A 24,330-nucleotide genomic window follows, 5' to 3' on the forward strand; every position below is an offset into this window, starting at 1 on the left:
GCCGTTGTAAGATGAACGGCAAATCGACCTAGGGGAGTCTGCAATGCCGGTGATTGTGGTGGCGAATCCGAAGGGGGGAGTGGGCAAGAGCACGCTGGCAACGAATCTGGCCGGCTATCTGGCCGCGCAGGGGCATGCGGTGATGCTCGGTGACACGGATCGGCAGCAGTCGTCGCGGGCCTGGTTGGGCTTGCGCCCGCCTGGACTGCGTCCGATCGCCACCTGGGATGTCGATCACAACGATGTCGCCCGTCCACCCAAGGGCACGACCCATGCGGTGCTCGACACCCCGCGGGTTTGCACGGCAAGCGGCTCGAGTCGATCCTCAAACTCGCCGACCACGTGCTGGTGCCGCTGCAGCCGTCGATCTTCGATATTCTCGCCACACGCGATTTCCTGCAAAAGCTGGGCGAGGAGCGGGCGGTGCGTCAGGGCGATGTGCGTATCGGCGTGGTCGGCATGCGGGTCGATGCCCGCACTCGCGCGGCCGATCAGCTCTCGCGCTACTGCGAGGAGGCCGGCTTGCCGGTGCTCGGCATGCTGCGCAACACGCAGAACTATGTGCAGCTCGCCGCGCACGGCCTCACGCTGTGGGACGTGGCGCCGGGACGCGTTGAACGCGATCTGCCGCAGTGGGAGGGCATTACGGCCTTTGTCGCGAAGTGATCGTCTGCGGGGCGGTCAATGAGCCGGCGCGACGACAATGACCAAGGGGCCCGCGGGCCCCTTGGTTATTCGACACTTGTCGTTGGCGTCTACGGGCGGCCTTACTTGGCTGCTTGCGCCGCCTCGAAGGCGCGTGTCTCTTCCCACGCTTGCAGCGGCACGTGATCGCGTTCGCCCTTCTGCACGTTCTTCTCGTCGACGAACACCAGCTTGGGCTTGAACCCGGCCAGCACTTCCTTTTCCTCGACCTGTGCGTACGACACGATGATGACGACGTCGCCCAGTTGTGCGCGGCGGGCCGCGGCGCCATTGAGCGAGATCATGCCGCTGCCGCGCTCGCCGCGAATGGCATAGGTCGTGAAGCGTTCGCCGTTGTTGACGTTGAAGATGTCGATTTGCTCATTTTCGACAAGGCCCGAGGCTTCGAGCAGATTCTCGTCGATCGCACACGAGCCTTCGTAATGCAATTCGCAATGCGTCACGGTGGCGCGGTGGATCTTCGACTTGAGCATGGTGCGGTACATGGCTTGCCTCTAGTATTACGGTGTCGCGCGAGCGGCGCGACGAAAGATGCGCGTGCAACCGGCACGCGCGGCTTGCGTCGGGAGCACACGGCAACGGTCGTTCGACCGTATGCGGCGTGCCCGGCGCTCAGATTTCGAGATTGTCGATCAGTCGTGTCGCGCCGAGCTTGGCGGCCGCAAGCACCACCAGACTCTCGGCCGGTGCGGCGCCAGGGGCCGGCACGCGCAGGTTGGCGCGTTGACGAATCGCCACGTAATCCGGCTTCCAGCCGCGCTCGGTCAGCGTTTGCATGGCCGCGGCTTCGAGCGCCGCATAGTCCGTTTTGCCCCCGTTGACGTCGTCGCGAACCTGGCCCAGCAGACGATAGAGCTGCGGCGCTTCCGCGCGCTCGGCGTCCGACAGGTAGCGGTTGCGCGAGGACAGCGCCAGGCCGTCGTCGGCGCGCACGGTCTCGGCGGCGATGATTTCGATAGGCAGCGCGAACTGACGACACATGCTGCGCACGATCATCAGTTGCTGGTAATCCTTCTTGCCGAACACGGCCACGCGCGGCTGCACGCACGAGAAGAGCTTGGTGACGACCGTGCACACGCCCTTGAAGAAGCCCGGGCGGAACTCGCCTTCGAGAATGTCGCCCAGATCGTGCGGCGGCTCGACGCGGTATTCCTGCGGCTCCGGATACATCTCCCTTTCATCCGGCGAGAACAGCACGTAGACGTTCTCGCGCGTGAGCTTCTCGACGTCGTCCGCCATGGTGCGGGGATACTTGTCGAAGTCTTCGTTCGGCCCGAATTGCAGGCGGTTCACGAAGATGCTGGCAACGACCGGGTCGCCGTGCTGGCGCGCCAGCCGCATGAGCGACAGATGCCCGTCATGCAGATTGCCCATCGTGGGCACGAAGGCGACGCGATTCTGTCCGCGCAGTTGGTCGCGCAGTTCATGAATCGAAGGGATGACTTTCATTGAGGTTCCGTGCGTGGCGTACGTGTGTGTTACGTCCAGGCGTGGCGCGCGCCTTGTCTGGCAAGGGCGTGGCCGCCAAAACGTCCGGGCGATTGTAGAGGAAATCTCAATGGGCGTGCGCAAAACCGCGCTGGCATGGCGGACTCGCGCCGCCCCGAGTTTTCCTGGGCGCTTCGTTGGGCGCTCAGTTGGGCGAGTAGGTCAGGCGGACATAGATCGGCGCAAACGGCTCGGCCTGGGTGATCTCCAGCAACGACTCGCGTGAGAGTTCGAGCATGGCGATGAAGTTGACCACCACGACCGGCACGCCGCGCGTGACGTCGAACAGTTCGGTGAACTCCATGAAGCGTGCGCCTTGCAAGCGTCGCAGAATCTGGCTCATATGCTCGCGCACGGACAACTCTTCACGCGAGATCTTGTGATGCTGCACGAGCTTGGCCCGGCGCAGCACTTCGGCCCACGCGGCGCGCAGGTCCTCGGCGTCGACATCGGGGAAGCGCGGCTGGAGGCTTTGCTCGATATAGACCTGCGAGCGCAGGAAGTCGCGGCCGAGCACCGGCAGCGTGTCGAGCTTCTGCGCGGCGAGCTTCATTTGCTCATACTCGAGCAGCCTGCGCACGAGTTCCGCGCGCGGGTCCTCGGCGTCTTCACCCGTGTCGGCCTTCTTGACCGGCAGCAGCATGCGCGACTTGATCTCGATGAGCATCGCGGCCATGAGCAGATACTCGGACGCGAGCTCGAGATTGGTCCGGCGGATCTGTTCGACGTAGAGCAGGTACTGCTTCGTGACCTGCGCCATCGGGATGTCGAGCACGTTGAAGTTCTGCTTGCGGATCAGATACAGCAGCAAGTCGAGCGGGCCTTCGAAAGCTTCGAGGAAGATCTCGAGCGCGTCCGGCGGAATATACAGATCGTTCGGCAGGGCGAAGAGCGGCTCGCCATACAGGCGCGCACGCGCCACGCCGTCGACCGTGTCGGGCGTGGAGTCATGTCCGCTGTGCGGCGCGGGCAGCTCCGTCGCCGCGCTGCCGGCCGGGCGCGGCTGGGGCGATGCTGGCCCCGACGCGTCCGGGGCTTCCGGTCGGTCCGATATCTCCGGTGCGTACGATGCCTCGGACGCCGTCGCATCGACGTGCGCCGACGCCGGCGCGACGTCGGGGATCGGCTCGGGCGTGTACGACGGATCGTCGGGCGGACTCGGATTCAAGACGGGACTCGGCCGGGCAGCGGCGACTTACTCGCCCTGATAGACGTAGGGCTGCTGGGCCACGCGCGACTGCTGGGCCTGGCGGCGCTCGTCCAAATCGATCGGCTGCTTGTCCCACAGCAGGGCGCGACCTTGACGCTGTTCGGCTTCCAGCGTCGGCTTCTCGGTCTTCAGTTGCTTGATGAATTGGGTGATGTCGGATTCGTACATGGTCGATTGCTCGAAAAATAGGCAACAGCGGCGCCATCGGGACGGCGCCAATCGACGCAGATTCTACCGCAAACCCGTCCCCGGCCCACCGTTTTGGCTGTTTTGGGCCAAGCGGGTGAACGGGGGGAAGGGTTATGGTCAAATACGCGTCATACACGTCTCAAATACGCCTTACATGCGCATCGCACGCGCCAATGCTGTGCCATGCTTGCACCCAAGGTGCGATTGAGCGCCATTGACCGCATGCCGCACGACCGGCGGCACCATTGAACACGCCAAGGAAGGTTTTGACCGTCTCGCAGATCCCTCCCGGTGACGACGTTTGCCGTCGCCCAGTCGTGCCCCCTTTGCGCACGCTACCGGCCAAGCTGGTCACGCTGGCCGGCTTGATATTGGGCCTGGGAATGCCCGGTGCGGCGCAAGCCGACTATCGCGTTCGTGTCGACGCCCCCAACGGCCTGGCCAAGCTCCTGACGGACAACCTCGATCTCGTGCGCTACGCCGCGCGTGACGACATTGGCGAGGCCCAGTTCGAACATCTGATCGCGACCGTGGGCGAGCAGGTGCAGGAACTCACGTCGACGGAAGGCTATTTCTCGCCCGTCACGCATGTGGATGTGGCCACCATCAACGGCAAGCGCGACGTTCATGTCGCAGTGGCGTCCGGCCCGCGCACGCATATCAAGAACGTCGATCTCACGTTCACCGGGCCGGTGATCGAGCAGGATCCACAGCGTGTCGCGCAGTTGCGCAATGCCTGGGCGCTGCCGGTGGATGCGCCGTTCCGTCAGGCCGACTGGGACAAGGCCAAGGACGACACCCTGTTCCAACTGGGACAGAAGCGCTATCACGCGGCGAAAATGGCCTTCGCGCGCGCCGTGGTCGATGCCGATAACGACGCTGCCTCGCTCGTCGCGACGTACGAGAGCGGTCCGCCCTTCACCCTCGGTCCGCTCATCATCTCCGGTACGCGGCGCTATCCGGCGCAGATCATCCGCAATGTCAATCCGCTGTCCGAGGGCGAGCCGTTCGACGCCGAGCGCTTGCGGGAACTGCAGCGTCAGATTCAGGCCACGCCATACTTCTCGAACGTCATCATCTCGGTCACGGAGGACCCGGCGCGTGCCGAAAACGCACCGGTCGAAGTCAAGGTGCGCGAATTCCCCACGCAGCGCGTGCGAAGCGGGGTCGGCTATACGACCGATACCGGCGCGAGCGTCAACGGGCGTTATTCGTACTACAACCTGTTTGGCCGCGCGTGGACGTTCGATACGCAGGCGCGTCTGGAACAGTACCGGCAGGGCGGATACGCCGAGATCGCCATGCCGCCCGACACCAGCGCCTACACCAACAGCCTTCGCGGATCGTTCGAGCGCACGTATCTGAATGGTCTCGATCAACGCTCGACCCAGATCGGCATCAAGCGCGCCCGCTCGCGCGATCGCTACGACTGGGCCTATACGCTCGACTTTTACCGCGCGGACGAACGTCCCGACGGCGGCCAGCCTTTCCTCAACAAGGCGCTCGTGGCGGCATTTTCGTGGAACCGTCGCGATGTCGACGACTTGATCTTTCCGCGCAAGGGCAACATTGTGAACACGCAGATCGGCGTCGCGGCGAAGCCGGTCCTCACCGATCAGAGTTTTGGGCGTCTCTATGGCCGTATCCGTCAGTACTTTCCCGTGGGCCAACGCGACATCGTGATCGCGCGCCTGGAGCTTGGCGCCGTGCTCACCAACGGCAACAGCAACCGGATTCCGTCGTCGCTGCTGTTCTTCGCGGGCGGCACGTCGTCGATTCGCGGGTATACGTATCAGAGCATTGGCCGTCAGCAGAACGGCACCACGTTCCCCACGAAGTACCTTGGCACGGCAAGTCTCGAATATCAGCGCTGGGTCACGCGTGACTGGGGCGGGGCCGTGTTCTGGGACGTCGGCACGGCCACCGACGACTATCGTCATCCCACGCCGCTGTATCACGGCGTGGGGGTCGGTGTGCGCTGGCGCAGCCCGGTCGGGCCGGTGAACCTCGACCTGGGCTATGGCGTGCGCAACAAGCAGTTCCGTCCTGCCATCTCGTTGGGGGTGGCTTTCTGATGACGATGCCACTCGATACCTCACCGCCGCCGTCGCCATCCGAGCCGCCACCATCGCCACCCACGCCACCATCGCCGCCTGCGCGTCACCGGCGATGGGTGCGAGCGCTGGCGGGCGTCGTACTCGCCGTCCTGCTCATCGTCGTGTTGGTCATTGGCGCGCTGCTCTGGGCGATGTCGAGCGAGCGCGGCAGCCGCTGGCTGTGGCAGACGGCCGTGTCGACGCTCGGCGGCAAACTCTCGGGGGAATGGCGCAGCGGCAGCCTCGCGCACGGCTTCACCGTGAACGACCTGCGCTATCTCGACGGGGCGACGCGCATCACCGTGAGCCGACTCGAAAGCCGTTGGGACTTGCGCTTGCGCCCGCTGCATTTCACCGTCGACAAGTTGCAGGCGGGGGACGTGGAGATGGCGTTTGCGCCATCGCCGCCGTCGACCACACCCACGACGATGCCGTCGAGCCTGCGTCTGCCGCTCGGCCTCACGCTCAACGACGTGCGTGTGGCGAAGCTCACACTGCATTCGCCTGCGCTGGTGCTGGACGACGTTCGCGTCGCCGCGCGCAGCGACGGCACGCAACACACGATTCGGATCGAACATCTCGGCACGCCCTACGGCGAAGTGCGGGCGAATGTGCAGTTGAACGGCCGGCGTCCGTTCGCGCTGGGCGGCAACGTCGGCTTGCAAGCGAAGGCGGGCGATATTCCGGTCGCTCTGCAGGCCGACCTGTCCGGCTCGCTCGACGCGCTCGTCGTCGACTTGACGGCGACCGGAAAGACGCTGAACGGTACGGCGCACATTGCCGCGTCGCCGTTCAGCGCCGTGCCGCTCTCGCGCGCGCAGGTGTCGCTCAATCACCTCAATCCGCGCGACTTCGATCCCACGGCGCCGCAGGCGGATCTCGCGGTGCAGGCCGATTTGCGACCGGCGCCGGGGGCCAAAACATTCCGCGTGGTGGGGCCGGTGTCCGTGACGAATGCCAAGCCAGGGGCCATCGATGCCGGCGGGCTGCCCGTCGAGAGCCTGCGCACGCAGGTGCTGCTCGATGCGACGCATCAGGCGCTGACCGATATCGAGCTGAAGCTTGTGGGCGGTGGCCGGCTTACCGGCAGTGGCGAGCTGCGTCGGGAGAGGGGGGCCGTATCGGTGGCGGCGACAACGGCGCCTGTCGCGTCGGCGGCGAAGGGGGCGACGGGGGCGACGGGGGCGAAGGGGGCGAATGCGGCCAGCGCCGCAAAGGCGGCGCCGCCGACGTCGGCGGATGCCGAGTCGACCGTCGGCGGCTTCGCTTTGACGATGCGCGATCTCGATCTGCGCGCGTTGTACCGCAAGCTGCCTGCGACGACGCTCGGCGGGCCGCTCGACATCAAGCTCGACGCCACCGGGCAACACATCGTCCTCGACTGGCGCGACGCGGCCCGACGTGTGCTGGCCGACATCGGTCTCGATGCCAAGGGCACCACCGTCAACGCGCTCTCGCTGGAGGCCGGCAATCGCAAGGTTGCGGCCACCGGCGTTCTCGAAAACGACGATACAGGCGCCTATCGGGCGCAGATCAAACTCACACGCTTCGATCCCGCCGCCTGGTATGACCTTTACGGCCCGCAAAAGCGGGGTACCAAGCCACCAGCGGCGAGCGTCACGGGTCAGGTCGATGCGCAGGGGGCGCTGCGTCCGGCGTTCGGACTCGCGCTCAAGTTTGCATTGCAGGACAGCGTCTACGCCGATTTGCCGATGAGCGGGTCTGGCACGGTGAGGCTGGCGGGCACGCGTCTGCTGCCCAGTGACGCCAACCTGCTCGTGGCGGGCAACCAGGTGCAATTGCGCGGCAGCTTTGGCACCGCGGGCGACAAGATGGCGGTAAAGATCGACGCGCCGTCGCTCGACAAGCTCGGCTTCGGCCTCGCAGGTCGCCTGCAACTGGACGGGCAGGTGTCGGGCACGATCGAGCGTCCGGTCGTGGTCGCGACGCTCGCGGCCGACAAGCTCGTCTTCGGGGCGCAAAAGCTCCAGCATCTGAGCGGGAAGGTGGACGTCAGCGGCGGCCTGCCGGGCGCGGCGGGCGACCGGCTGAACGTGACGCTCGAGGGCCAGGGCCTGACCAGCGACATCGCGCGGCTCGACCGGCTCTCGCTTGCGCTAGCGGGCACACGCGGCGCACACACATTGCACCTGAAGGCGGCGGGCAAGCTTCGCGAAGCGCCGCTCGACATGAATCTCGATGCCGCCGGCGCCGTGACCGATACGCGCGGCAAGCCAGGCTGGCGCGGCACGATCCAGACGCTCGAGAACCGGGGCGTGCCGAAGCTCACCCTTGCGTCCCCGTGGCAGGTCCAGGTGAGCGCCGATCGCGTACATCTTGGCGCGGCCAAACTCGTGACGGATGCAGGGACGGCGTCACTGGCAAACCTCGACTACGGCGATGGACAACTGAAGACGGCTGGCACCCTCGACACGCTCGACGTCGCGCAGGTGCTGCGCGTCATGCACGCGTTCACGGGCGAGTCGCCGTCGGTCGCCAGCGACCTTGTGCTTGACGGCAAATGGGACGTGCACACCGGTCAGCGGGCCGACGGCTTCGTCGAAGTCGTGCGGCGCAGTGGTGACGTCACGTTGCGCCGCGGCGGGTTGAACGAGAGCGTGAACGTGACGGTGACAGGCGTTCCCGGCCTGACAGCGGAGAAGGGCGGCGTGGGGGCGCGCGTGCCGCTCGGGATCTCGGCGCTGCGCGCGCGCGTCGACCTGGCGGGGCAGACAGCGCACGTCACGCTCAAGGCCGTCTCGTCGCTGGTCGGCACGCTGGACGCCGACATACAGGCGGGCCTGCATGTGCAGGGCGGCATTCCCGAGGTGCCGGACACCGCGCCGCTCGCCGGACGCCTCGCCATTGCCATTCCCGATCTGTCGAATTTCGAGCGTCTGGCCGGGGCGCAATTTGCCTTCAAGGGGCGTGCGAACCTGCAAGTGACGCTCGCGGGCACGGTAGGCAAGCCGCGTCCCACCGGCGAGCTGACCGCCGACGATCTGTCGATGCAGATGTTCGACACGGGCGTGCGCGTCAAGAATGGACGCGTGCGCGTGCTGCTCACGCCGACCGAGATCGTGCTGCGCGACGTGGTCGTGACGGGCGGTGGCGGTGGCACGGCACGGGCAACGGGCAACATCCGGCTCGACACGCCCGAGCCGACGCTCGGCGTTACGCTCACGGCCGACAAGCTGCAATTGTTCGCCGCGCCGGACCGGCAGCTATCCCTTACCGGCGAGGCGAAGGCGATGGGCAGTGGCGACGCGATGGCCGTGACCGGCAAGTTCACCATCGACCGGGCCCGTTTTGCGCTGCCGCCGACCAGCGCGCCGAAGCTTGGCGACGATGTCGTGGTGGTGCGCGGCGGCGCGCAGGCCCGCACCCGGCCGCTCGATGCGAAGGAAGAGGCTGCCCGCATCAGCGCGAAGCCGGCCAGCCGCTTCTCGCCGCACATCAACGTGAACGTGGATCTGGGGCGGGACTTCCGTTTCGTCGGTGCCGGGGCCGACCTGCTGTTGCGCGGCAGCGTGCGTTTGCAGAGTGATCCACTCACGACGATGCGCGCAACCGGCACGATCACGGTGGCGGAGGGCACGTACGAGGCGTTCGACCGGAAGCTCGCGATCGAGCGCGGTCAGATCAACTTCGTCGGCCCGCTCGACAATCCGGAGATCTACATTCAGGCGATGCGCCGCAATCAGGAAGTCGCCGCCGGGGTGCTGGTGACGGGCACGGTGCGCCAGCCGCGTGTGTCGCTCGTCTCAGAGCCGAACGTGTCGGACGAGGAGAAGCTCTCGTGGCTGATGTTCGGCCACGGCCCGATGGCGCGGGGCTCGGCCAGCGTCAGGCGATGGCGGGGGCGGCCACGGCACTGCTCGGGGCCACGGGCGGCAGACGCATCATCAAGGATCTCGGGATCGACGAGTTCAGCATCGGCACCAGCGATTCGGGCCTGTCGGACGACGAGCAGGTCGTGAGGGTGGGCAAGGCAATCTCGGACAACTTCGCCCTGGGATACGAGCAAAGTCTGACCAGCGCCGCGAGTATCGTGAAAATTACGTGGCAACTGTCGCGTCGCTGGCAATTGGTGCTGCGCACCGGTTCGCTGTCCGGCTTCGACGTGCTGTTCAACCGTCGCTTCGACTGATCGATGCCGGGACGGCGCGGCGCGCCAAATGCGTGGAAAAATACGGAAAAAAGGAGGTGCTGCCATGACAACGTTGCGCAGTTTCGTTCACTCGGCGCAGGAGCTGCGCCGGGGTCTTCGTTCGGGAGTCGCCATGGGATTGTTCGCGAGTCTGTTGGGCTTGTTCGGCTGTGATCAGCAGCAGATCGACAAGGTGCGTGAAAAAGCGCGCGATACGGTCAACGCTATCAAGCCGGATGACATGCTGTTGCGCAACCTCACACCGGGCGTCACGACCGAAGCCCAGGTGCGCGAGCAGATGGGCAAGCCGGAAATCGTCTGGGAGAACGACGACGGCTCACGGCGGCTGGAGTATCCGCGTGCGCCGGGGGGCTTGCGGACCTATATGGTTGACATCTCGCCTGACGGGAAGCTGCGTGGCGTCATCCAGGCGCTCTCACCCGAGAACTTCGAACAGGTGCACCCGGGCATGTCGCAGGACGATGTGCGGCGCCTGCTCGGCAAGCCGACGACCGTGGCGGAGTACCGACTGAAGAAGGAGACCGTGTGGAGCTGGCGCTGGCTTGAGGACGGCGTCAACACGGCGGGCATGTTCAACGCCCACTTCGGCCCCGATGGCCGGGTGACGGTCACGTCGCGCTCGGCGGATCCTGCGTCGGAGCGTCCCTGATCGGGGCAAGGCGATGGCCGATCGCTCGGCCTCGGCGACTCGGCTTTATGGCATTGCCTGCGATCGCTGGCCGTCGGCCTTCTCGGACGGCGTCGCGGACATGGCGTGCCGGTCGCGATGCGTCACCATGCGTTCGTGCAGGCGCACGATGATTCGACTGCCCGTTTTCTCAAACAGGAACGGCAGCAGTGCGTGCACGAGACACGCCAGACATGCCCCCAGCAAGGGCAGCGCGAAGGACAGTGCCGACCCCATGTGTTGGAGGTAATTTTCACCGACAGAGGCCGGATGCTGAGTGAAGATTTTCATGATGCCGCCTGTTTTCGGAATGTTTCTGAAGTTTACGTGCCAACGAGAGGTAAAGGGTTTCAAATTTCTTGCCGAATGGCGTAGGATTTGGAAAAATTTTCCTCTCTGGTGGCTGTCATGGACAAAACCGATCTCGCAATTCTCGAAAATCTGCAAGCCGATGCCTCGCGCTCGTTGGGCGAACTGGCGGAAGCCGTGCATCTGTCGCCCACGCCCTGCTGGCGGCGCGTGCAGCGCCTGCGCGAGAACGGCGTCATCACGGGGCAGGTCACGCTGTGCGATCCTCAGCAACTCGATTTGCGCGTCACCGCGTTCGTGTTCATCAAGGCGGCAGCGCACAGTGAGGACTGGATGGTCCGCTTCGTGGCGGGCGCACGGGAATTGCCTGAAATTGTCGAGATGCACCGGATGGCGGGCGAGATCGACTATCTGCTCAAGGTGTATCTGCCGGACATCGCTGCCTACGACCGTTTCTACAAAAAGCTCATTCGCGTGGCCGATCTGCAAGACATCAGCGCGAGCTTTTCAATGGAAACGGTGAAATTCACCACCGCGTTGCCGGTGGATCATCTGCGCTAGCCCGCGGGCCTGATGTCACCGAATGCTTCGTGAGAGATTCGATGCCAGGCGCCGCCGGCGCCCTGGCGCATCGAACGATTCATTCGGAGGCATCTCATGGCCCAGAACATCTACGACAATCCCGATTTTTTTGCCGGTTACAGCCAATTGCCTCGACAGGTGTGGGGGTTGGACGGCGCGCCCGAATGGCCGGCCGTCAAGTCGATGCTGCCCGACCTGCACGGCAAGCGCGTGGTCGATCTCGGCTGCGGCTTTGGCTGGGCTTCGCGCTGGATGCGCGAACAGGGTGCGGCCTCAGTGCTTGGACTCGACTTGTCGCGGAACATGATCGATCGTGCGAGCGCCGACACGTCCGATCCTGCGATTGCGTTTCGCATCGCCGATCTCGATACGCTCGACCTGCCGCCCGCGGCCTTCGATCTGGCCTATAGCGCGCTGACGTTTCACTACGTGCTCGACTTCGGGCGTCTGGTGCGCGCCATCCACGAGGCACTGTCGCCCGGCGGACATTTCGTCTTCACCATCGAACATCCGGTGTTCATGGCGGCGGCCCATCCGCAGTGGATCGCCGACGAAGACGGGCGCAAAACGTGGCCGGTCAATGGTTATGCGGTCGAGGGGGCGCGTCGGACCGATTGGTTTGCCAAGGGGGTGTTGAAGTACCACCGCACGCTTGCCACAACGGTGAATACGCTTGTCGACGCCGGCTTTCGGATTCTGAAGATCGACGAGTTCGCACCGACCGCCGCGCAGATTCGCGAGGTGCCGTCGTTGGCCGAAGAACTGGAGCGGCCGATGCTGCTGCTGGTGTCGGCGTCGCGATAGGGCGGCAGCCGGATCGGCGGCCACGCCGATGACGAGGTCGTCGCTACAAGACAAAACACCCCAACGCCAGACGAGCGGTCTGGCATTCGGGGTGTTTTCGGTGGGCAGCGCCGGCGGTTGTCATGCGACGGCGCTGGCGTATCCGGGCGGGACGTTGATGCTTTACTTCACGCGCATACCGGGCTTCGCGCCGTCGTGCGGCTCGAGGATGTAGAGGCCCGGTTCGGCTTTCTCGTCGGCGGCCGAGGCGGCGAGCACCATGCCTTCGGACAGACCAAACTTCATCTTGCGCGGCGCGAGGTTGGCGACCATCACCGTGAGCTTGCCCACCAGCGCTTCGGGCTGCGGATATGCGGACTTGATCCCGGAGAAGACGTTACGCGTTTGCGCTTCGCCCACGTCGAGCGTAAGTTGCAGCAGCTTGTCCGACCCGTCGACCGCCTTGCAATCGACGATGCGCGCGATGCGCAGATCGATCTTGGCGAAGTCGTCGATGTTGATGACCCCGGCTTGCGCGCCGTTCTCGGCCTTCTCGGCCTTCTCCGACGTCCTGGCGGCTTTGTCCTTGCCCTTCGCCGCTGCCGCCTCGGCCGCCGGTGCGGCCGCTTGCAGCGAGTCGCGGTTGGCCGCGAGCAACGCCTCAACCTGCTTGCCTTCGACGCGCGTCATCAAATGCTTGTAGGCGGAGATCGCCGTGTCGGCGGTGAGCGGGCGGCTCACGTCCTGCCACACTTGCGGCGCGATGGTCAGGAAGCGCTCCACGGCCTCGGCCGTCACAGGCAGCACGGGCTTGAGGTACAGCGTGAGCAGGCGGAACGCCTCGAGGCACACCGAGCAGGCCTCGTGCAGCGCGCCGGCTTGTGCCGGATCCTTCGCCAGATCCCACGGCTTGACCGTGTCGACGTAACCGTTCACGGCGTCGGCCTGTTCCATTACCAGACGCAGCGCCTTGCCGAACTCGCGCGCTTCGTAGTGCGCAGCGATTTGCGGGGCAACCGCGCGCAGTTGCCCCAGCAGTGGCGCCTGCATGGCGTCCGGCGACACGCGACCGTCAAAGCGCTTGAGAAGGAAGCCCGCCGCGCGGCTGGCGATATTCACGTACTTGCCCACCAGGTCGCTGTTCACGCGAGCGATGAAATCGTCGAGGTTCAGGTCGAGGTCTTCCATCGTGTTGCCCAGCTTGGCGCCGATGTAGTAACGCAGCCATTCCGGATTGAGGCCGGTGTCGATGAAGCTTTGCGCCGTGATGAACGTGCCGCGCGACTTCGACATCTTCTGGCCGTCCACCGTCAGGAAGCCGTGGGCGAACACGTTGGTCGGCGTGCGATGGCCCGAGAACTCGAGCATCGCCGGCCAGAACAACGTGTGGAAGTACAGGATGTCCTTGCCGATAAAGTGGTACTGCTCGGTTGTCGACCCCGGCTTGACCCACTCGTCGAAGTTCAGGCCGCGCTGCGCGCACAGGTGCTTGAAACTGGCGTAGTAGCCGACCGGCGCGTCGAGCCACACGTAGAAATACTTGCCCGGGGCGCCCGGGATCTCAAAGCCGAAGTAGGGCGCGTCGCGCGAGATGTCCCAATCGGCCAGCGTGGACTCGCCGTCTTCGCCGAGCCATTCCTTCATCTTGTTGGCGGCTTCGGGTTGCGCGAGTCCGGCCACCCATTTGCGCAGGAACTGCTCGCAGCGCTTGTCCGAGAGCTTGAAGAAGTAATGCGTGGATGTCTTGCGCACCGGCGTGGCACCCGAGACCACCGAGTACGGGTTGAGCAGATCGGTCGGCGCGTAGGTCGAACCACAGACTTCGCACGAATCGCCGTACTGGTCCTTGGCGCCGCATTTCGGACACTCGCCCTTGATGAAGCGATCCGGCAGGAACATTTCCTTGACCGGGTCATACGCCTGTTCGATATCGCGGGCTTCGATCAGACCCTGTGCCTTGAGGGCGAGATAGACGCCTTCGGACAATTCGCGGTTTTCCTCGGAATCCGTCGAATAGTAGTTATCGAACGAGACGCCGAAGCTGTCGAAGTCGCGCTTGTGTTCCTTCCAGACGCGTTCGATCAATTGCTTGGGGGTGAGGCCTTCCTTCTCGGCGCGCAGCATGACGGGCGTGCCGTGCGTGTCGTCCGCGCCGACGTAGTAGACCTCATGGCCCTGCATCCGCATGAACCGTACCCAGATGTCGGTCTGGATGTATTCGACCAAATGGCCGATGTGAATCTGGCCATTGGCGTACGGCAGGGCGGAGGTGACAAGAATGCGGCGGGACATGAGGATCGACTGTGCGTTGAGGGAACCGGGAAAGGTCGATTCTAGCAGGCGAGGCCAGTTGACGCCCAACCGCCCGACTCGGTCAATGAATCCGGCACGGCGGCGCAGAGGCGAGAGCGAGGCAATGGCCGACCGTTGCCGATGGCGCCGGCGACGTCTGTGGGGCGGTAATCCACGATGAACCAAAAAAAAGCCGGAACCAGGTTCCGGCTTAACTAGGCACACGTAACGTCAATAACAAAGAGGAGATGGAAGCGCCCACAGTCAGCACTTCCGAAGGGTCTGAGCGATGTGACACGGGTTTAGTTCAACTGAGGTGCCGATTTTCGATGGTGCGTCGCAGCATGCTGCTCGGGTGCGTCGGCAGAACGCAGGCCCGGCGGACCGGACCTGCGATTGTGCGGCGAAATCCCAATGCCCCGTCAGGTAGAAAGCGGGCGGCAGAAAGCGAATCGCGAGGCGTTCAGCCGCGCGGTGCGTGCAGCAGGATTTCGACGCGACGGTTCTGCGCACGGCCGGCGGCGGTGGCATCCGAGGCGACCGGCTGGCTCGAACCGACGCCCGTACCGCTCATGCGATTCATCGCGATACCACGGCTGTTCAGATACTGGATCACGTTGGACGCGCGGTTTTGCGACAGCGGGATGTTGATGCGATCGCCGCCTGTGCTGTCCGTATGGCCCACGATGTTGGCCGTAATCCCCGGATTCTGGTTGAGCGACGCGGCAACGTCGTCGAGCACGGCGCGGAAGTTCGGCTTGATGTCGGCGCGGCCGGTGTCGAACGTCACGTCGCTCGGGACGGCGACCTTGAGCGAGCCGTCCGGCTGCTCGGAGATCGTGGTGCCCGTGCCGGCCGTGTGGCCGCCCAAGGTGTTCTTGATCGCGCTCCAGTTATACCCCGTCGCGCCGCCAGCGGCGGCACCCACGGCGGCGCCGATCAGCGTGCCTGTCGTGTTGCCTCCGATGAGGTTGCCCAGTCCTGCGCCCACTGCCGCACCCACACCGGTGCCGACCGCCGTGTTCGTGCCCTGCGGCGTCTGGCAACCGGCCAGCATGGCGGCGGCGGTCAGGACGAGCGCGCAAGCGCGCAGAGAGTTCTTATTCATGTGAGGCTCCTTATCGATTAGCTAGCAGTCGTGAAACAACGCGTGAGCACTTCGCCGAAGCACGCGTGCGTCGCAGGGGTTTTGAACCTGCCGGCGCGCGGTCTTTTACAATAGCGCTGAGTGTCAACCGCAGGCAAGGACAGATTGCCATGCCGGCGGGTTCCCCATAACACGCGCGCCTCGCATGCTAATCGAGAGCGTGCGCCACGGATGTTACAAGTTGTTAGCGCTTGCCGGGGCTTTCCCGGCGCGCCTCGACAGAGCGAGAGACCCAAATGGAAGTCGCCCAAATCAATGAAGTGCTGCGTGGCATCGTCGATCCCGACACGGGGCTCGACCTGATTGCCGGAAAGTATGTGAAGCAGGTCGTGGCCGAGCATGGTCACGTCGGTATCCAGATCGAATTCGGCTATCCGGCGAAGAGCCAGTTCGAGGCGATGCGCACGCGCATTACCGATGCCGTGGGCAAGCTGCCCGGTGTCGAACGCGTGGCGGTCGACATCAGCCAGAAAATCGTGGCGCATGCGGTGCAGCGCGGGGTGAAGCTCCTGCCGAACGTGAAGAACATCGTGGCGGTGGCGTCGGGCAAGGGCGGCGTGGGCAAGAGCACCACGGCCGTGAATCTGGCGCTGGCGCTGGTGGCCGAGGGGGCTACCGTCGGCATTCTCGACGCCGACATCTACGGTCCGTCGCTACCCACGCTGCTGGGCATTCACGGCAAACCCGAGTCGAAAGACGGCAAGACGCTCGAACCGATGACGGCGCACGGCCTGCAAGCCAGCTCGATCGGCTTCCTGATCGAGCCGGACAATCCGATGGTCTGGCGCGGCCCGATGGTCACGCAGGCGCTCGAACAGCTGCTCAACCAGACGAATTGGCACGACCTCGACTACCTGATCGTCGACATGCCGCCGGGCACGGGCGACATCCAGCTCACGCTCGCGCAGAAGGTGCCCGTCACGGGCGCGGTCATCGTCACCACGCCGCAGGATCTGGCGCTGCTCGACGCCCGCAAGGGTCTCAAGATGTTCGAGAAGGTCGGCGTGCCGATCCTCGGTCTCATCGAGAACATGAGTCTGCACATCTGCTCGAACTGTGGACATGAAGAGCCGATTTTCGGCGTGGGCGGCGGCGAACGCATGAGCCACGATTTCGACGTCGAGCTGCTGGGCAAGCTGCCGTTGGAGATGAGTATCCGCGTGCACGCCGACGCCGGCATGCCGAGCGTGGTGGGCGACCCGGACGGCCGGGTCGCGGCGCTCTACAAGGCCATTGCCCGCAAGATGGCGGTGAAGATCGCGGCACGTCAGAAGGACATGACGAGCAAGTTCCCGTCGATCGTCGTTCAGAACACGTAAGGACGGCGCACAGGGGCCCGGGGAGCCCCGTGCGGCGCGGTGCGCGTGAAAACCTCACCGCACCGCAACAATCGCGTAAAATACGCCCAATTTTTCACGTACCACGCCCATTCAGGCCCACACATGAGCATCAAGTCCGACAAATGGATCCGGCGTATGGCCGAGGCGCACGGCATGATCGAGCCCTTCGAGCCGTCGCAGGTCCGGCAATCCCAGGACGGGCAGAAGATCGTCAGCTATGGCACGTCGAGTTACGGCTACGATATTCGCTGTGCGGCTGAATTCAAGATCTTCACGAACATCAACTCGACGATTGTCGATCCGAAGAACTTCGACGAAAAGTCGTTCGTCGACTTCTCCGGCGATGTCTGCATCATTCCGCCGAACTCGTTCGCGCTCGCGCGCACCGTCGAGTACTTCCGTATTCCGCGCAACGTGCTCACCGTGTGTCTCGGCAAATCGACGTATGCCCGTTGCGGCATCATCGTGAACGTGACGCCGTTCGAGCCCGAATGGGAGGGCTATGTGACGCTGGAATTCTCGAACACCACGCCGCTGCCGGCCAAGATCTACGCCAATGAGGGCGTGGCTCAGGTGCTGTTCTTCGAATCCGACGAAGTCTGCGAGACGTCGTACAAGGATCGCGGCGGGAAGTACCAGGGACAGCGTGGCGTCACGCTGCCGAAAACCTAGCCTGCGCAGGCTTGACTCGCCACCGGTGAGCACCCGCAACGTCGCACTGCCCAAGAGCCACGGCCATGTCGGACCGTGGCTCGTTCTTTTGTCGAAGGAACGCCAATGAAATTCCGTTTTCCGATCGTCATCATCGACGAAGACTTCCGTTCCGAAAACATCTCCGGATCCGGGATTCGCTCCTTGGCGGAGGCCATCGAAGCCGAGGGCATGGAGGTCAACGGTCTCACGAGCTACGGTGACCTGACTTCGTTTGCGCAACAGGCGAGCCGCGCATCGAGTTTCATCCTGTCCATCGACGACGACGAGTTCGGCACGTTTTCGAGCGAAGCGGGCGGTGAAGGCGAGGGCGAGCTGGCGCTGGCCATCATCAACCTGCGCGCGTTCGTGCAGGAAGTGCGCCGTCGCAACCCGGACATTCCGATTTTCCTGTACGGCGAGACGCGCACGTCGCGCCACATTCCGAACGACATCCTGCGCGAGCTGCACGGCTTCATTCACATGTTCGAAGACACGCCGGAGTTCGTGGCGCGTCACATCATCCGTGAAGCCAGGTCGTACCTCGACTCGCTGCCGCCGCCGTTCTTCCGCTCGCTCACGCACTATGCGGCCGACGGTTCCTATTCGTGGCACTGCCCGGGCCACTCGGGCGGCGTGGCGTTCCTCAAGAGCCCGGTGGGCCAGATGTTCCACCAGTTCTTCGGTGAGAACATGTTGCGCGCGGACGTGTGCAATGCCGTGGAAGAGTTGGGTCAGTTGCTTGACCACAACGGCCCGGTGGGCGCGTCGGAGCGCAATGCGGCGCGTATTTTCAACGCGGATCATCTGTTCTTCGTGACGAACGGCACGTCGACCTCGAACAAGATCGTGTGGCATGCCACCGTGGCGCCGGGCGACATCGTCGTGGTCGACCGCAACTGCCACAAGTCGATCCTGCACGCGATCACGATGACGGGCGCCGTGCCGGTGTTCCTCACGCCGACGCGTAACCACCTCGGCATCATCGGCCCGATTCCGAAGTCGGAGTTCGAGCCGGAAGTCATTCGCGCCAAGATCGAAGCGAACCCGTTCGCGCGCGAAGTGCTCGAACGCGATCCGAATGCCAAGCCGCGCATTCTCACGATCACGCAGAGCACCTATGACGGCGTCATCTACAACGTCGAGATGATCAAGGAATTGCTGGGCAACAACATCGACACGTTGCACTTCGATGAGGCCTGGCTGCCGCACGCGGCTTTCCACGAGTTCTATCGCGACATGCACGCGATCGGCGAAGGGCGCCCGCGCTCGGCTGAGGCTACGGTCTACGCCACGCACTCCACGCACAAGTTGCTCGCCGGTATTTCGCAAGCGTCGCAGATCGTGGTGCAGGAATCGGAGGCGCGAACCTTCGACACGTATCGCTTCAACGAGGCGTACCTGATGCACACGTCGACCTCGCCGCAGTACGCGATCATCGCGTCGTGCGACGTGGCGGCTGCGATGATGGAGCCGCCGGGCGGCACGGCGCTGGTGGAAGAGTCGATCGTCGAGGCGCTCGACTTCCGCCGCGCCATGCGCAAGGTGGCGGCCGAGTATGGCGATTCGTGGTGGTTCTCGGTCTGGGGCCCGGAGCATCTGGGCGACGAGGGCACGATTCAGCGCGACGACTGGGTGCTGCGTGCCAACGAGCGTTGGCACGGCTTCGGCGATCTGGCCGACGGCTTCAACATGCTCGATCCGATCAAGGCGACGATCATCACGCCGGGGTTGGACGTGGACGGCGAGTTTGGCGAGAGCGGCATTCCCGCGGCCATCGTCACCAAGTACCTTGCCGAACACGGCATCATCGTCGAGAAGACCGGGCTTTATTCGTTCTTCATCATGTTTACCATCGGCATCACCAAGGGCCGTTGGAATTCGATGGTGACCGAGCTGCAGCAGTTCAAGGACGATTACGATCACAACCGCCCGCTCTGGCGCGTGCTGCCGGAGTTCGTGGCGCAGTTCCCGCGCTACGAGCGCATCGGGCTGCGCGATCTGTGCGATCAGATCCACAGCGTGTACAAGGCGAACGACGTGGCGCGCGTGACCACCGAGATGTACCTCTCGGACATGCAGCCCGCGATGAAGCCGACCGACGCGTTCTCGAAGCTGGCGCATCGCCAGATCGACCGGGTGCCCATCGACGAACTCGAAGGGCGCGTGACGAGCGTGTTGCTCACGCCGTATCCGCCGGGTATTCCGTTGTTGATTCCCGGCGAACGCTTCAACGCCGCGATCATCGAGTATCTGCGTTTCGCGCGCGACTTCAACGAACGCTTCCCGGGCTTCCATACCGATATCCACGGTCTGGTCGTCGAGGAAGTGGACGGACGCCCCGAGTATTTTGTGGATTGCGTGCGCCAGTAAGCGACGCGAGCGCGCCTGAGGCGACATCCGGCCCCGTGTGAAAGCACGGGGCTTTTTTGTTTCAGCGAAGTCGGCATGCGGATGCCCAACGCGTGGCGTCGCGCCTTATACGCCCGTTTTTGCCGGGCGCATTTCGCGTGGTGAGCGTTGCTGGGCGTCGCCGGGCGCAAGATGCGTAGATGAGTCTGTGAAGTTGGCCGTGAAATGGCGGAAGATGGCCGGCGATCGTTGAAATGTGGCGCGGCATGCCCGATTTGTGGTTTGGCTCGAACTGCGCCAATTTGGGTGATTTCCCGTTAATTTGGACCGAATCGGTTGCTACACTCGACGCACTTTTTTCGAGCGGGAGGATTCATGGAAACCGGACAACTGGAGTTCAGCACCTACGGCACACTTGTCTGTGCCACGTTGGTGTTGTTGCTTGGGCGCAAGCTGGTCGAATGGATTGGGCCGCTGCGCACCTACAGCATTCCTGAACCCGTGGCGGCTGGCCTGCTGGTGGCCGTGGGCGCGTTGGCGCTGCGCCAGTTCGGGCAGGTTGAGTTGAAGTTCGACACGTCGCTGCAAACGCCGCTCATGCTCGCCTTTTTCGCGACCATCGGGCTGTCGGCCAATCTAGCGAGCCTGAAGGCCGGCGGGCGTCGCCTGGTGCTGTTCCTTGGCGTGGTGGCGGGCATGCTGATCGTACAGAACGCGATCGGCGTGGGACTTGCGTCCATGATGGGGCTGGCGCCGGGCGTCGGCTTGTTGGGCGGGTCGATTACGCTGGCAGGCGGACACGGCACGGGCGCGGCATGGGGTGACACGCTGACCGCGCGCTACGGTGTGCAGTCGGCACTGGAAATCGCGATGGCTTGCGCCACCTTCGGGCTGGTGTTCGGCGGATTGCTGGGCGGGCCGGTCGCGCGTTACCTGGTGGGGCGTCTGGGCACCAACGTGCCGGGCGCCGCCGCGGCGCAACAGACCACGCCGGAGGGCTTCGAGCAGCCGCACACGGTGCGGTTGATCACCGCGCAGGCGCTGATCGAAACGGTGGCGATGATTGCCATCTGTTTGCTGGGCGGCGAGGTCATTGCGCGCTGGCTGGCGGGCACGGCCTTCGAATTGCCGACGTTCGTGTGCGTGCTGTTTAGCGGTGTCGTTGTGCGCAATTTGCTGTCGCTCGTGGGCTACGAGGTGTTTGAGCGCTCGCTGTCGGTGCTTGGCAACGTGAGTCTCTCGCTCTTTCTGGCGATGGCGCTCATGACCCTGCGTCTGTGGGATCTCTCGACGCTGGCGCTGCCGATGATCGTGATTCTCGTTGTGCAGGCGGTCGCGATGGCGGCTTATGCGATCTTCGTCACGTTCCGCGTCATGGGACGCAACTACGATGCGGCCGTGCTCGCGGCGGGCCACTGCGGATTCGGGCTGGGTGCGACGCCGACGGCCATCGCCAACATGCAGGCGGTGACCGAGCGCTTCGGCCCGTCGCACATTGCATTCCTGATCGTGCCGATGGTGGGGGCGTTCTTCATCGACATCCTCAACGCGATCATCATCAAGGGGTTCCTGTCGCTGCCGCTGTTCTGATGCGAGGGCCGTGATCCCGCGCGTACGTCCATCTCGCGCGCATGAAAAATGCCACCCATCCGGGTGGCATTTTCGTTGGCGCCCGCCAGGTCGAACGACCTGGCCAGGCCGACTTACTTGGCGAGCTTCGCGCGTGCGGCGGCGATGGCGCGTTGCACTTGGGCGGGCGCGGTGCCGCCGATGTGGTTGCGGCTGGCGACCGAGCCTTCGAGCGTCAGGCAATCGAAGACATCCTCACCGACGAGCGGCGAGAACTTCTGCAACTCGGCGAGCGACAGGTCGGCCAGATCGATATCGCGATCCGAGCAGATCTTCACGGCATGCGCCACGATTTCGTGGGCGTCGCGGAACGGCAGACCCTTCTTGACGAGGTAGTCGGCCAGATCGGTGGCGGTCGAGAAGCCTTGCAGCGCGGCGTTGCGCATATTGGCTTCGCGTACCTTGATGCCCGGCACCATGTCCGCGAAGATGCGCAGCGTGTCGATCACGGTGTCGACCGTGTCGAACAGCGGTTCCTTGTCTTCCTGATTGTCTTTGTTGTACGCGAGCGGCTGCCCCTTCATCAACGTGAGCAGCGCGATCAGGTGACCGTTGACGCGACCGGTCTTGCCGCGCGCGAGTTCGGGCACGTCCGGGTTCTTCTTCTGCGGCATGATCGAGCTGCCGGTACAGAAGCGGTCGGCCAGATCGATGAAGCCCACGCGCGGGCTCATCCACAGCACCAACTCCTCCGAGAAGCGCGAGATGTGCGTCATCACGAGCGCGGCGGCGGCCGTGAATTCGATCGCGAAGTCGCGATCCGACACGGCGTCGAGCGAGTTCGCGCAGACTTCTTCGAAGCCAAGCGTCGCCGCGACCCGTTCCCGATCGATCGGATAACTCGTGCCGGCGAGCGCCGCAGCGCCCAGCGGCAGCCGGTTCACGCGGCGGCGCACGTCGAGCATGCGTTCCGCGTCGCGGCTGAACATCTCGAAGTAAGCCAGCAGGTGATGACCGAACGTCACCGGTTGTGCGACTTGCAGGTGAGTGAAGCCGGGCAGAATCGTGGCGCTGTGCTGATCGGCCAGATCCAGCAATGCCCGGCGCAGGTCGCCGAGGTGATTGCCGATGCGATCGATTTCGCTGCGCAGCCACAGTCGGATGTCGGTCGCCACCTGATCGTTACGCGAGCGTCCGGTGTGCAGGCGCTTGCCGGCATCGCCAATGAGGGCGGTCAGGCGCGCTTCGATGTTCAGGTGAACGTCTTCGAGATCCAGTTGCCACTCGAGCTCGCCACGCTCGATCTCGCCGCGAATCTGCGTCATGCCGCGCTGGATGTCGGCCAGATCCTGGGCGCTGATGATGCCTTGCGCCGAAAGCATATCGGCATGGGCAAGCGACCCTTCGATGTCGAACGGCGCCAGGCGCTTGTCGAAAAAGACCGACGCCGTATAGCGCTTGACGAGTTCGGAAACGGGTTCGGAAAAGCGGGCCGACCAGGCTTCGCCTTTCTTGTGGAGTTGGGAGGTCATTGTCGTAGCTTGGCTAATCGAGGCCCATCGGGGGCAGATGGAAGCGGACCGTGGCGGAGCACGGCAAACCGGGATTATACAACCCCGGCGTTGGCCCATCGACTCGGCCGACGGCGGGGCCAGCGCGCCCGAGCCAGCGCCGCATCGACAGCACTCAGGGCAGGGTGCCTCGGTCCGCGCAGCGTCGAGCGCGGCCGGGCCAGCGCGTGCCGGTCAGTGCGTCATCGACAGCGTCCAGACGCGCGGCGGCGCCGACAGGCACAGTCCCGAGGTCGCCTCGTCGAACGCCGCACGTTGCAGCGCTTCGAGCTTCGCCGCGTTGGCGATCCGCTCGCGGGCGTGGTGAATGCGCGCCATGCGCGATGGATCGTCGGGCAATGCGCACAGGCGACCGAGATCGCGCATGAGCGAAGTGCCGAGCCGGTCGAGCGCCGGGCGCAAACGCGTGGCCAGATCGACCGGCTCCCCGGGCGCGCTGCCTTCGCGCTTCCAGCGGGCCAGTAAGGCCGTCTGCACCAGCTTGCCCGCCTCAATCTGAAGACGGAAGAACGTGCGCGCCTGCGCGGGCGTCAGGCCGTACTGGGTGGCCCGGTCTCCCATGCTGTCAAGCAACGCCTGCTCGCGCGGGGTGTCCTGCACCGGCTTGCCTGACGTGTATTTGGTCCGCGCAACCGCTTCGCTGATCGCCAGCCGCTCCAGAATGCCGTGCATCAGCGGGTCGAGCACGGGATCGACGATCGGCCGCGGCTTGGGTGGACTGGCGGGCGACGTCGCGAGCGTTTGCGAGACGAGGCGTACGGCCAAACCGCGCACGCCGTGCGGCGCCGCAGCGAGTGCATGCGAAACGGGCGCGGGCGGGGGCGAGGATGCGGATGAGGAAAGGCTGGTGCTGGCGATGTGTGGTGACATCTGGATGGCCGGACCCGCCTGCGCGCCTGCGCAAATCAGGCCAAGCGCGGTGGCCGTGAGGCGTCTGGAGACCCGTCGTAAGCGGGTACCTCGCGCGGATACTGCGTTGGAATCGGATTGCATGATGGATGGGCCCCCAGCAGCCATCGAATCGAATTTCCGAAATATACCGTTCTATCGATCCACTGTCGTTGGGGAGAATCTCAAGCAGAGTAGCGCGCGGCCAAGATGGCGTTTCCGGCCCATCGCCGTTGTGCGCCGGCCCCGCGGACTGCGGAGCCGGCGCGGCGGCGTCACGC

The 24,330-nt window shown here is 64.5% G+C and carries 19 protein-coding genes and 1 pseudogene; 11 read left to right on the top strand and 9 right to left on the bottom strand.

What is annotated here, in order from left to right; all coding sequences use genetic code 11:
• Positions 1-43: 43 nt before the first annotated feature.
• Positions 44-666 (top strand): annotated as a pseudogene (locus tag DRB87_RS05885) (AAA family ATPase).
• Positions 667-767: 101 nt separating this feature from the next.
• Here DRB87_RS05885 and panD read toward each other — a convergent pair.
• From panD to DRB87_RS05905, 4 genes are all read right to left on the bottom strand, one after another.
• Positions 768-1,190, bottom strand: coding sequence for an aspartate 1-decarboxylase (gene panD, locus DRB87_RS05890; protein WP_017235048.1), 423 nt, complete (start codon positions 1,188-1,190; stop codon positions 768-770).
• 127 nt (positions 1,191-1,317) lie between these two features.
• Positions 1,318-2,154, bottom strand: coding sequence for a pantoate--beta-alanine ligase (panC, locus tag DRB87_RS05895; RefSeq protein WP_017235049.1), 837 nt, complete (start codon positions 2,152-2,154; stop codon positions 1,318-1,320).
• Positions 2,155-2,338: 184 nt separating this feature from the next.
• A complete protein-coding gene (locus tag DRB87_RS05900) occupies positions 2,339-3,166 on the bottom strand; it encodes a ScpA family protein (protein ID WP_130027747.1) in 828 nt (275 codons plus the stop codon).
• Positions 3,167-3,388: 222 nt separating this feature from the next.
• Positions 3,389-3,571: a DUF3460 family protein gene (locus DRB87_RS05905; protein ID WP_017235051.1), complete on the bottom strand. Its 183-nt coding sequence runs from the start codon at positions 3,569-3,571 to the stop codon at positions 3,389-3,391.
• Between the two features lie 338 nt (positions 3,572-3,909).
• Between DRB87_RS05905 and DRB87_RS05910 the strand changes: the two genes are divergently transcribed.
• The 4 genes from DRB87_RS05910 to bamE all read left to right on the top strand — a co-directional run bounded on the left by DRB87_RS05910 (position 3,910) and on the right by bamE (position 10,508).
• Entirely contained in the window at positions 3,910-5,667 is a 1,758-nt protein-coding gene (locus tag DRB87_RS05910) for an autotransporter assembly complex family protein (RefSeq protein WP_240756203.1), read from the top strand.
• A gap of 98 nt (positions 5,668-5,765) precedes the next feature.
• A complete protein-coding gene (locus tag DRB87_RS23890) occupies positions 5,766-9,668 on the top strand; it encodes a translocation/assembly module TamB domain-containing protein (RefSeq protein ID WP_130025220.1) in 3,903 nt (1,300 codons plus the stop codon).
• On the top strand, positions 9,590-9,838 hold the full coding sequence (locus DRB87_RS23895) for a translocation/assembly module TamB domain-containing protein (RefSeq protein ID WP_370363937.1): 249 nt from the start codon (positions 9,590-9,592) through the stop codon (positions 9,836-9,838). The genes DRB87_RS23890 and DRB87_RS23895 overlap by 79 nt, the downstream gene beginning before the upstream one ends.
• A 133-nt stretch (positions 9,839-9,971) precedes the next feature.
• Positions 9,972-10,508, top strand: a complete 537-nt coding sequence (gene bamE / locus DRB87_RS05925) for an outer membrane protein assembly factor BamE (RefSeq protein WP_130027749.1) — start codon at positions 9,972-9,974, stop codon at positions 10,506-10,508.
• A gap of 45 nt (positions 10,509-10,553) precedes the next feature.
• On the opposite strand, the gene DRB87_RS05930 is transcribed toward bamE, so the two are convergent.
• A complete protein-coding gene (locus tag DRB87_RS05930; protein WP_240756204.1) occupies positions 10,554-10,880 on the bottom strand; it encodes a DUF6356 family protein in 327 nt (108 codons plus the stop codon).
• Positions 10,881-10,934: 54 nt separating this feature from the next.
• On the opposite strand from DRB87_RS05930, the gene DRB87_RS05935 reads away from it, so the two are divergent.
• Positions 10,935-11,396, top strand: coding sequence for an Lrp/AsnC family transcriptional regulator (locus DRB87_RS05935; RefSeq protein WP_026132166.1), 462 nt, complete (start codon positions 10,935-10,937; stop codon positions 11,394-11,396).
• A gap of 96 nt (positions 11,397-11,492) precedes the next feature.
• The gene (locus tag DRB87_RS05940) at positions 11,493-12,221 is read left to right on the top strand and encodes a bifunctional 2-polyprenyl-6-hydroxyphenol methylase/3-demethylubiquinol 3-O-methyltransferase UbiG (protein ID WP_130025223.1); all 729 of its coding nucleotides are present in this window, start codon (positions 11,493-11,495) and stop codon (positions 12,219-12,221) included.
• A gap of 162 nt (positions 12,222-12,383) precedes the next feature.
• On the opposite strand, the gene metG is transcribed toward DRB87_RS05940, so the two are convergent.
• Positions 12,384-14,492 carry a methionine--tRNA ligase gene (gene metG, locus DRB87_RS05945; protein WP_130025224.1) on the bottom strand — a complete coding sequence of 703 codons (2,109 nt, stop codon included), beginning with the start codon at positions 14,490-14,492 and terminating at the stop codon, positions 12,384-12,386.
• Positions 14,493-14,955: 463 nt separating this feature from the next.
• Entirely contained in the window at positions 14,956-15,600 is a 645-nt protein-coding gene (locus DRB87_RS05950) for an OmpA family protein (protein WP_017235059.1), read from the bottom strand.
• Positions 15,601-15,830: 230 nt separating this feature from the next.
• Here DRB87_RS05950 and apbC point away from each other — a divergent pair, with 230 nt between their 5' ends.
• The 4 genes from apbC (at position 15,831) to gltS (ending at position 21,611) form a co-directional block, all read left to right on the top strand.
• Entirely contained in the window at positions 15,831-16,958 is a 1,128-nt protein-coding gene (gene apbC / locus DRB87_RS05955) for an iron-sulfur cluster carrier protein ApbC (RefSeq protein ID WP_255501466.1), read from the top strand.
• A 123-nt stretch (positions 16,959-17,081) separates the two neighbouring features.
• On the top strand, positions 17,082-17,651 hold the full coding sequence (gene dcd / locus DRB87_RS05960) for a dCTP deaminase (RefSeq protein ID WP_026132167.1): 570 nt from the start codon (positions 17,082-17,084) through the stop codon (positions 17,649-17,651).
• 105 nt (positions 17,652-17,756) lie between these two features.
• Positions 17,757-20,042 (top strand): arginine/lysine/ornithine decarboxylase, encoded by a 2,286-nt coding sequence (locus tag DRB87_RS05965; protein ID WP_017235062.1) that lies wholly within the window; start codon positions 17,757-17,759, stop codon positions 20,040-20,042.
• A gap of 354 nt (positions 20,043-20,396) precedes the next feature.
• On the top strand, positions 20,397-21,611 hold the full coding sequence (gene gltS / locus DRB87_RS05970) for a sodium/glutamate symporter (protein ID WP_130025226.1): 1,215 nt from the start codon (positions 20,397-20,399) through the stop codon (positions 21,609-21,611).
• A gap of 113 nt (positions 21,612-21,724) precedes the next feature.
• Here gltS and argH read toward each other — a convergent pair whose 3' ends face one another.
• The gene (argH, locus tag DRB87_RS05975; protein WP_130025227.1) at positions 21,725-23,122 is read right to left on the bottom strand and encodes an argininosuccinate lyase; all 1,398 of its coding nucleotides are present in this window, start codon (positions 23,120-23,122) and stop codon (positions 21,725-21,727) included.
• A 213-nt stretch (positions 23,123-23,335) separates the two neighbouring features.
• Positions 23,336-23,935 carry a gamma subclass chorismate mutase AroQ gene (aroQ, locus tag DRB87_RS05980; RefSeq protein ID WP_165385245.1) on the bottom strand — a complete coding sequence of 200 codons (600 nt, stop codon included), beginning with the start codon at positions 23,933-23,935 and terminating at the stop codon, positions 23,336-23,338.
• Between the last annotated feature and the right edge of the window lie 395 nt (positions 23,936-24,330).

The organism is Pandoraea sp. XY-2, assembly GCF_004193915.1.
GTDB classification, from domain to species: Bacteria; Pseudomonadota; Gammaproteobacteria; order Burkholderiales; family Burkholderiaceae; genus Pandoraea; species Pandoraea cepalis.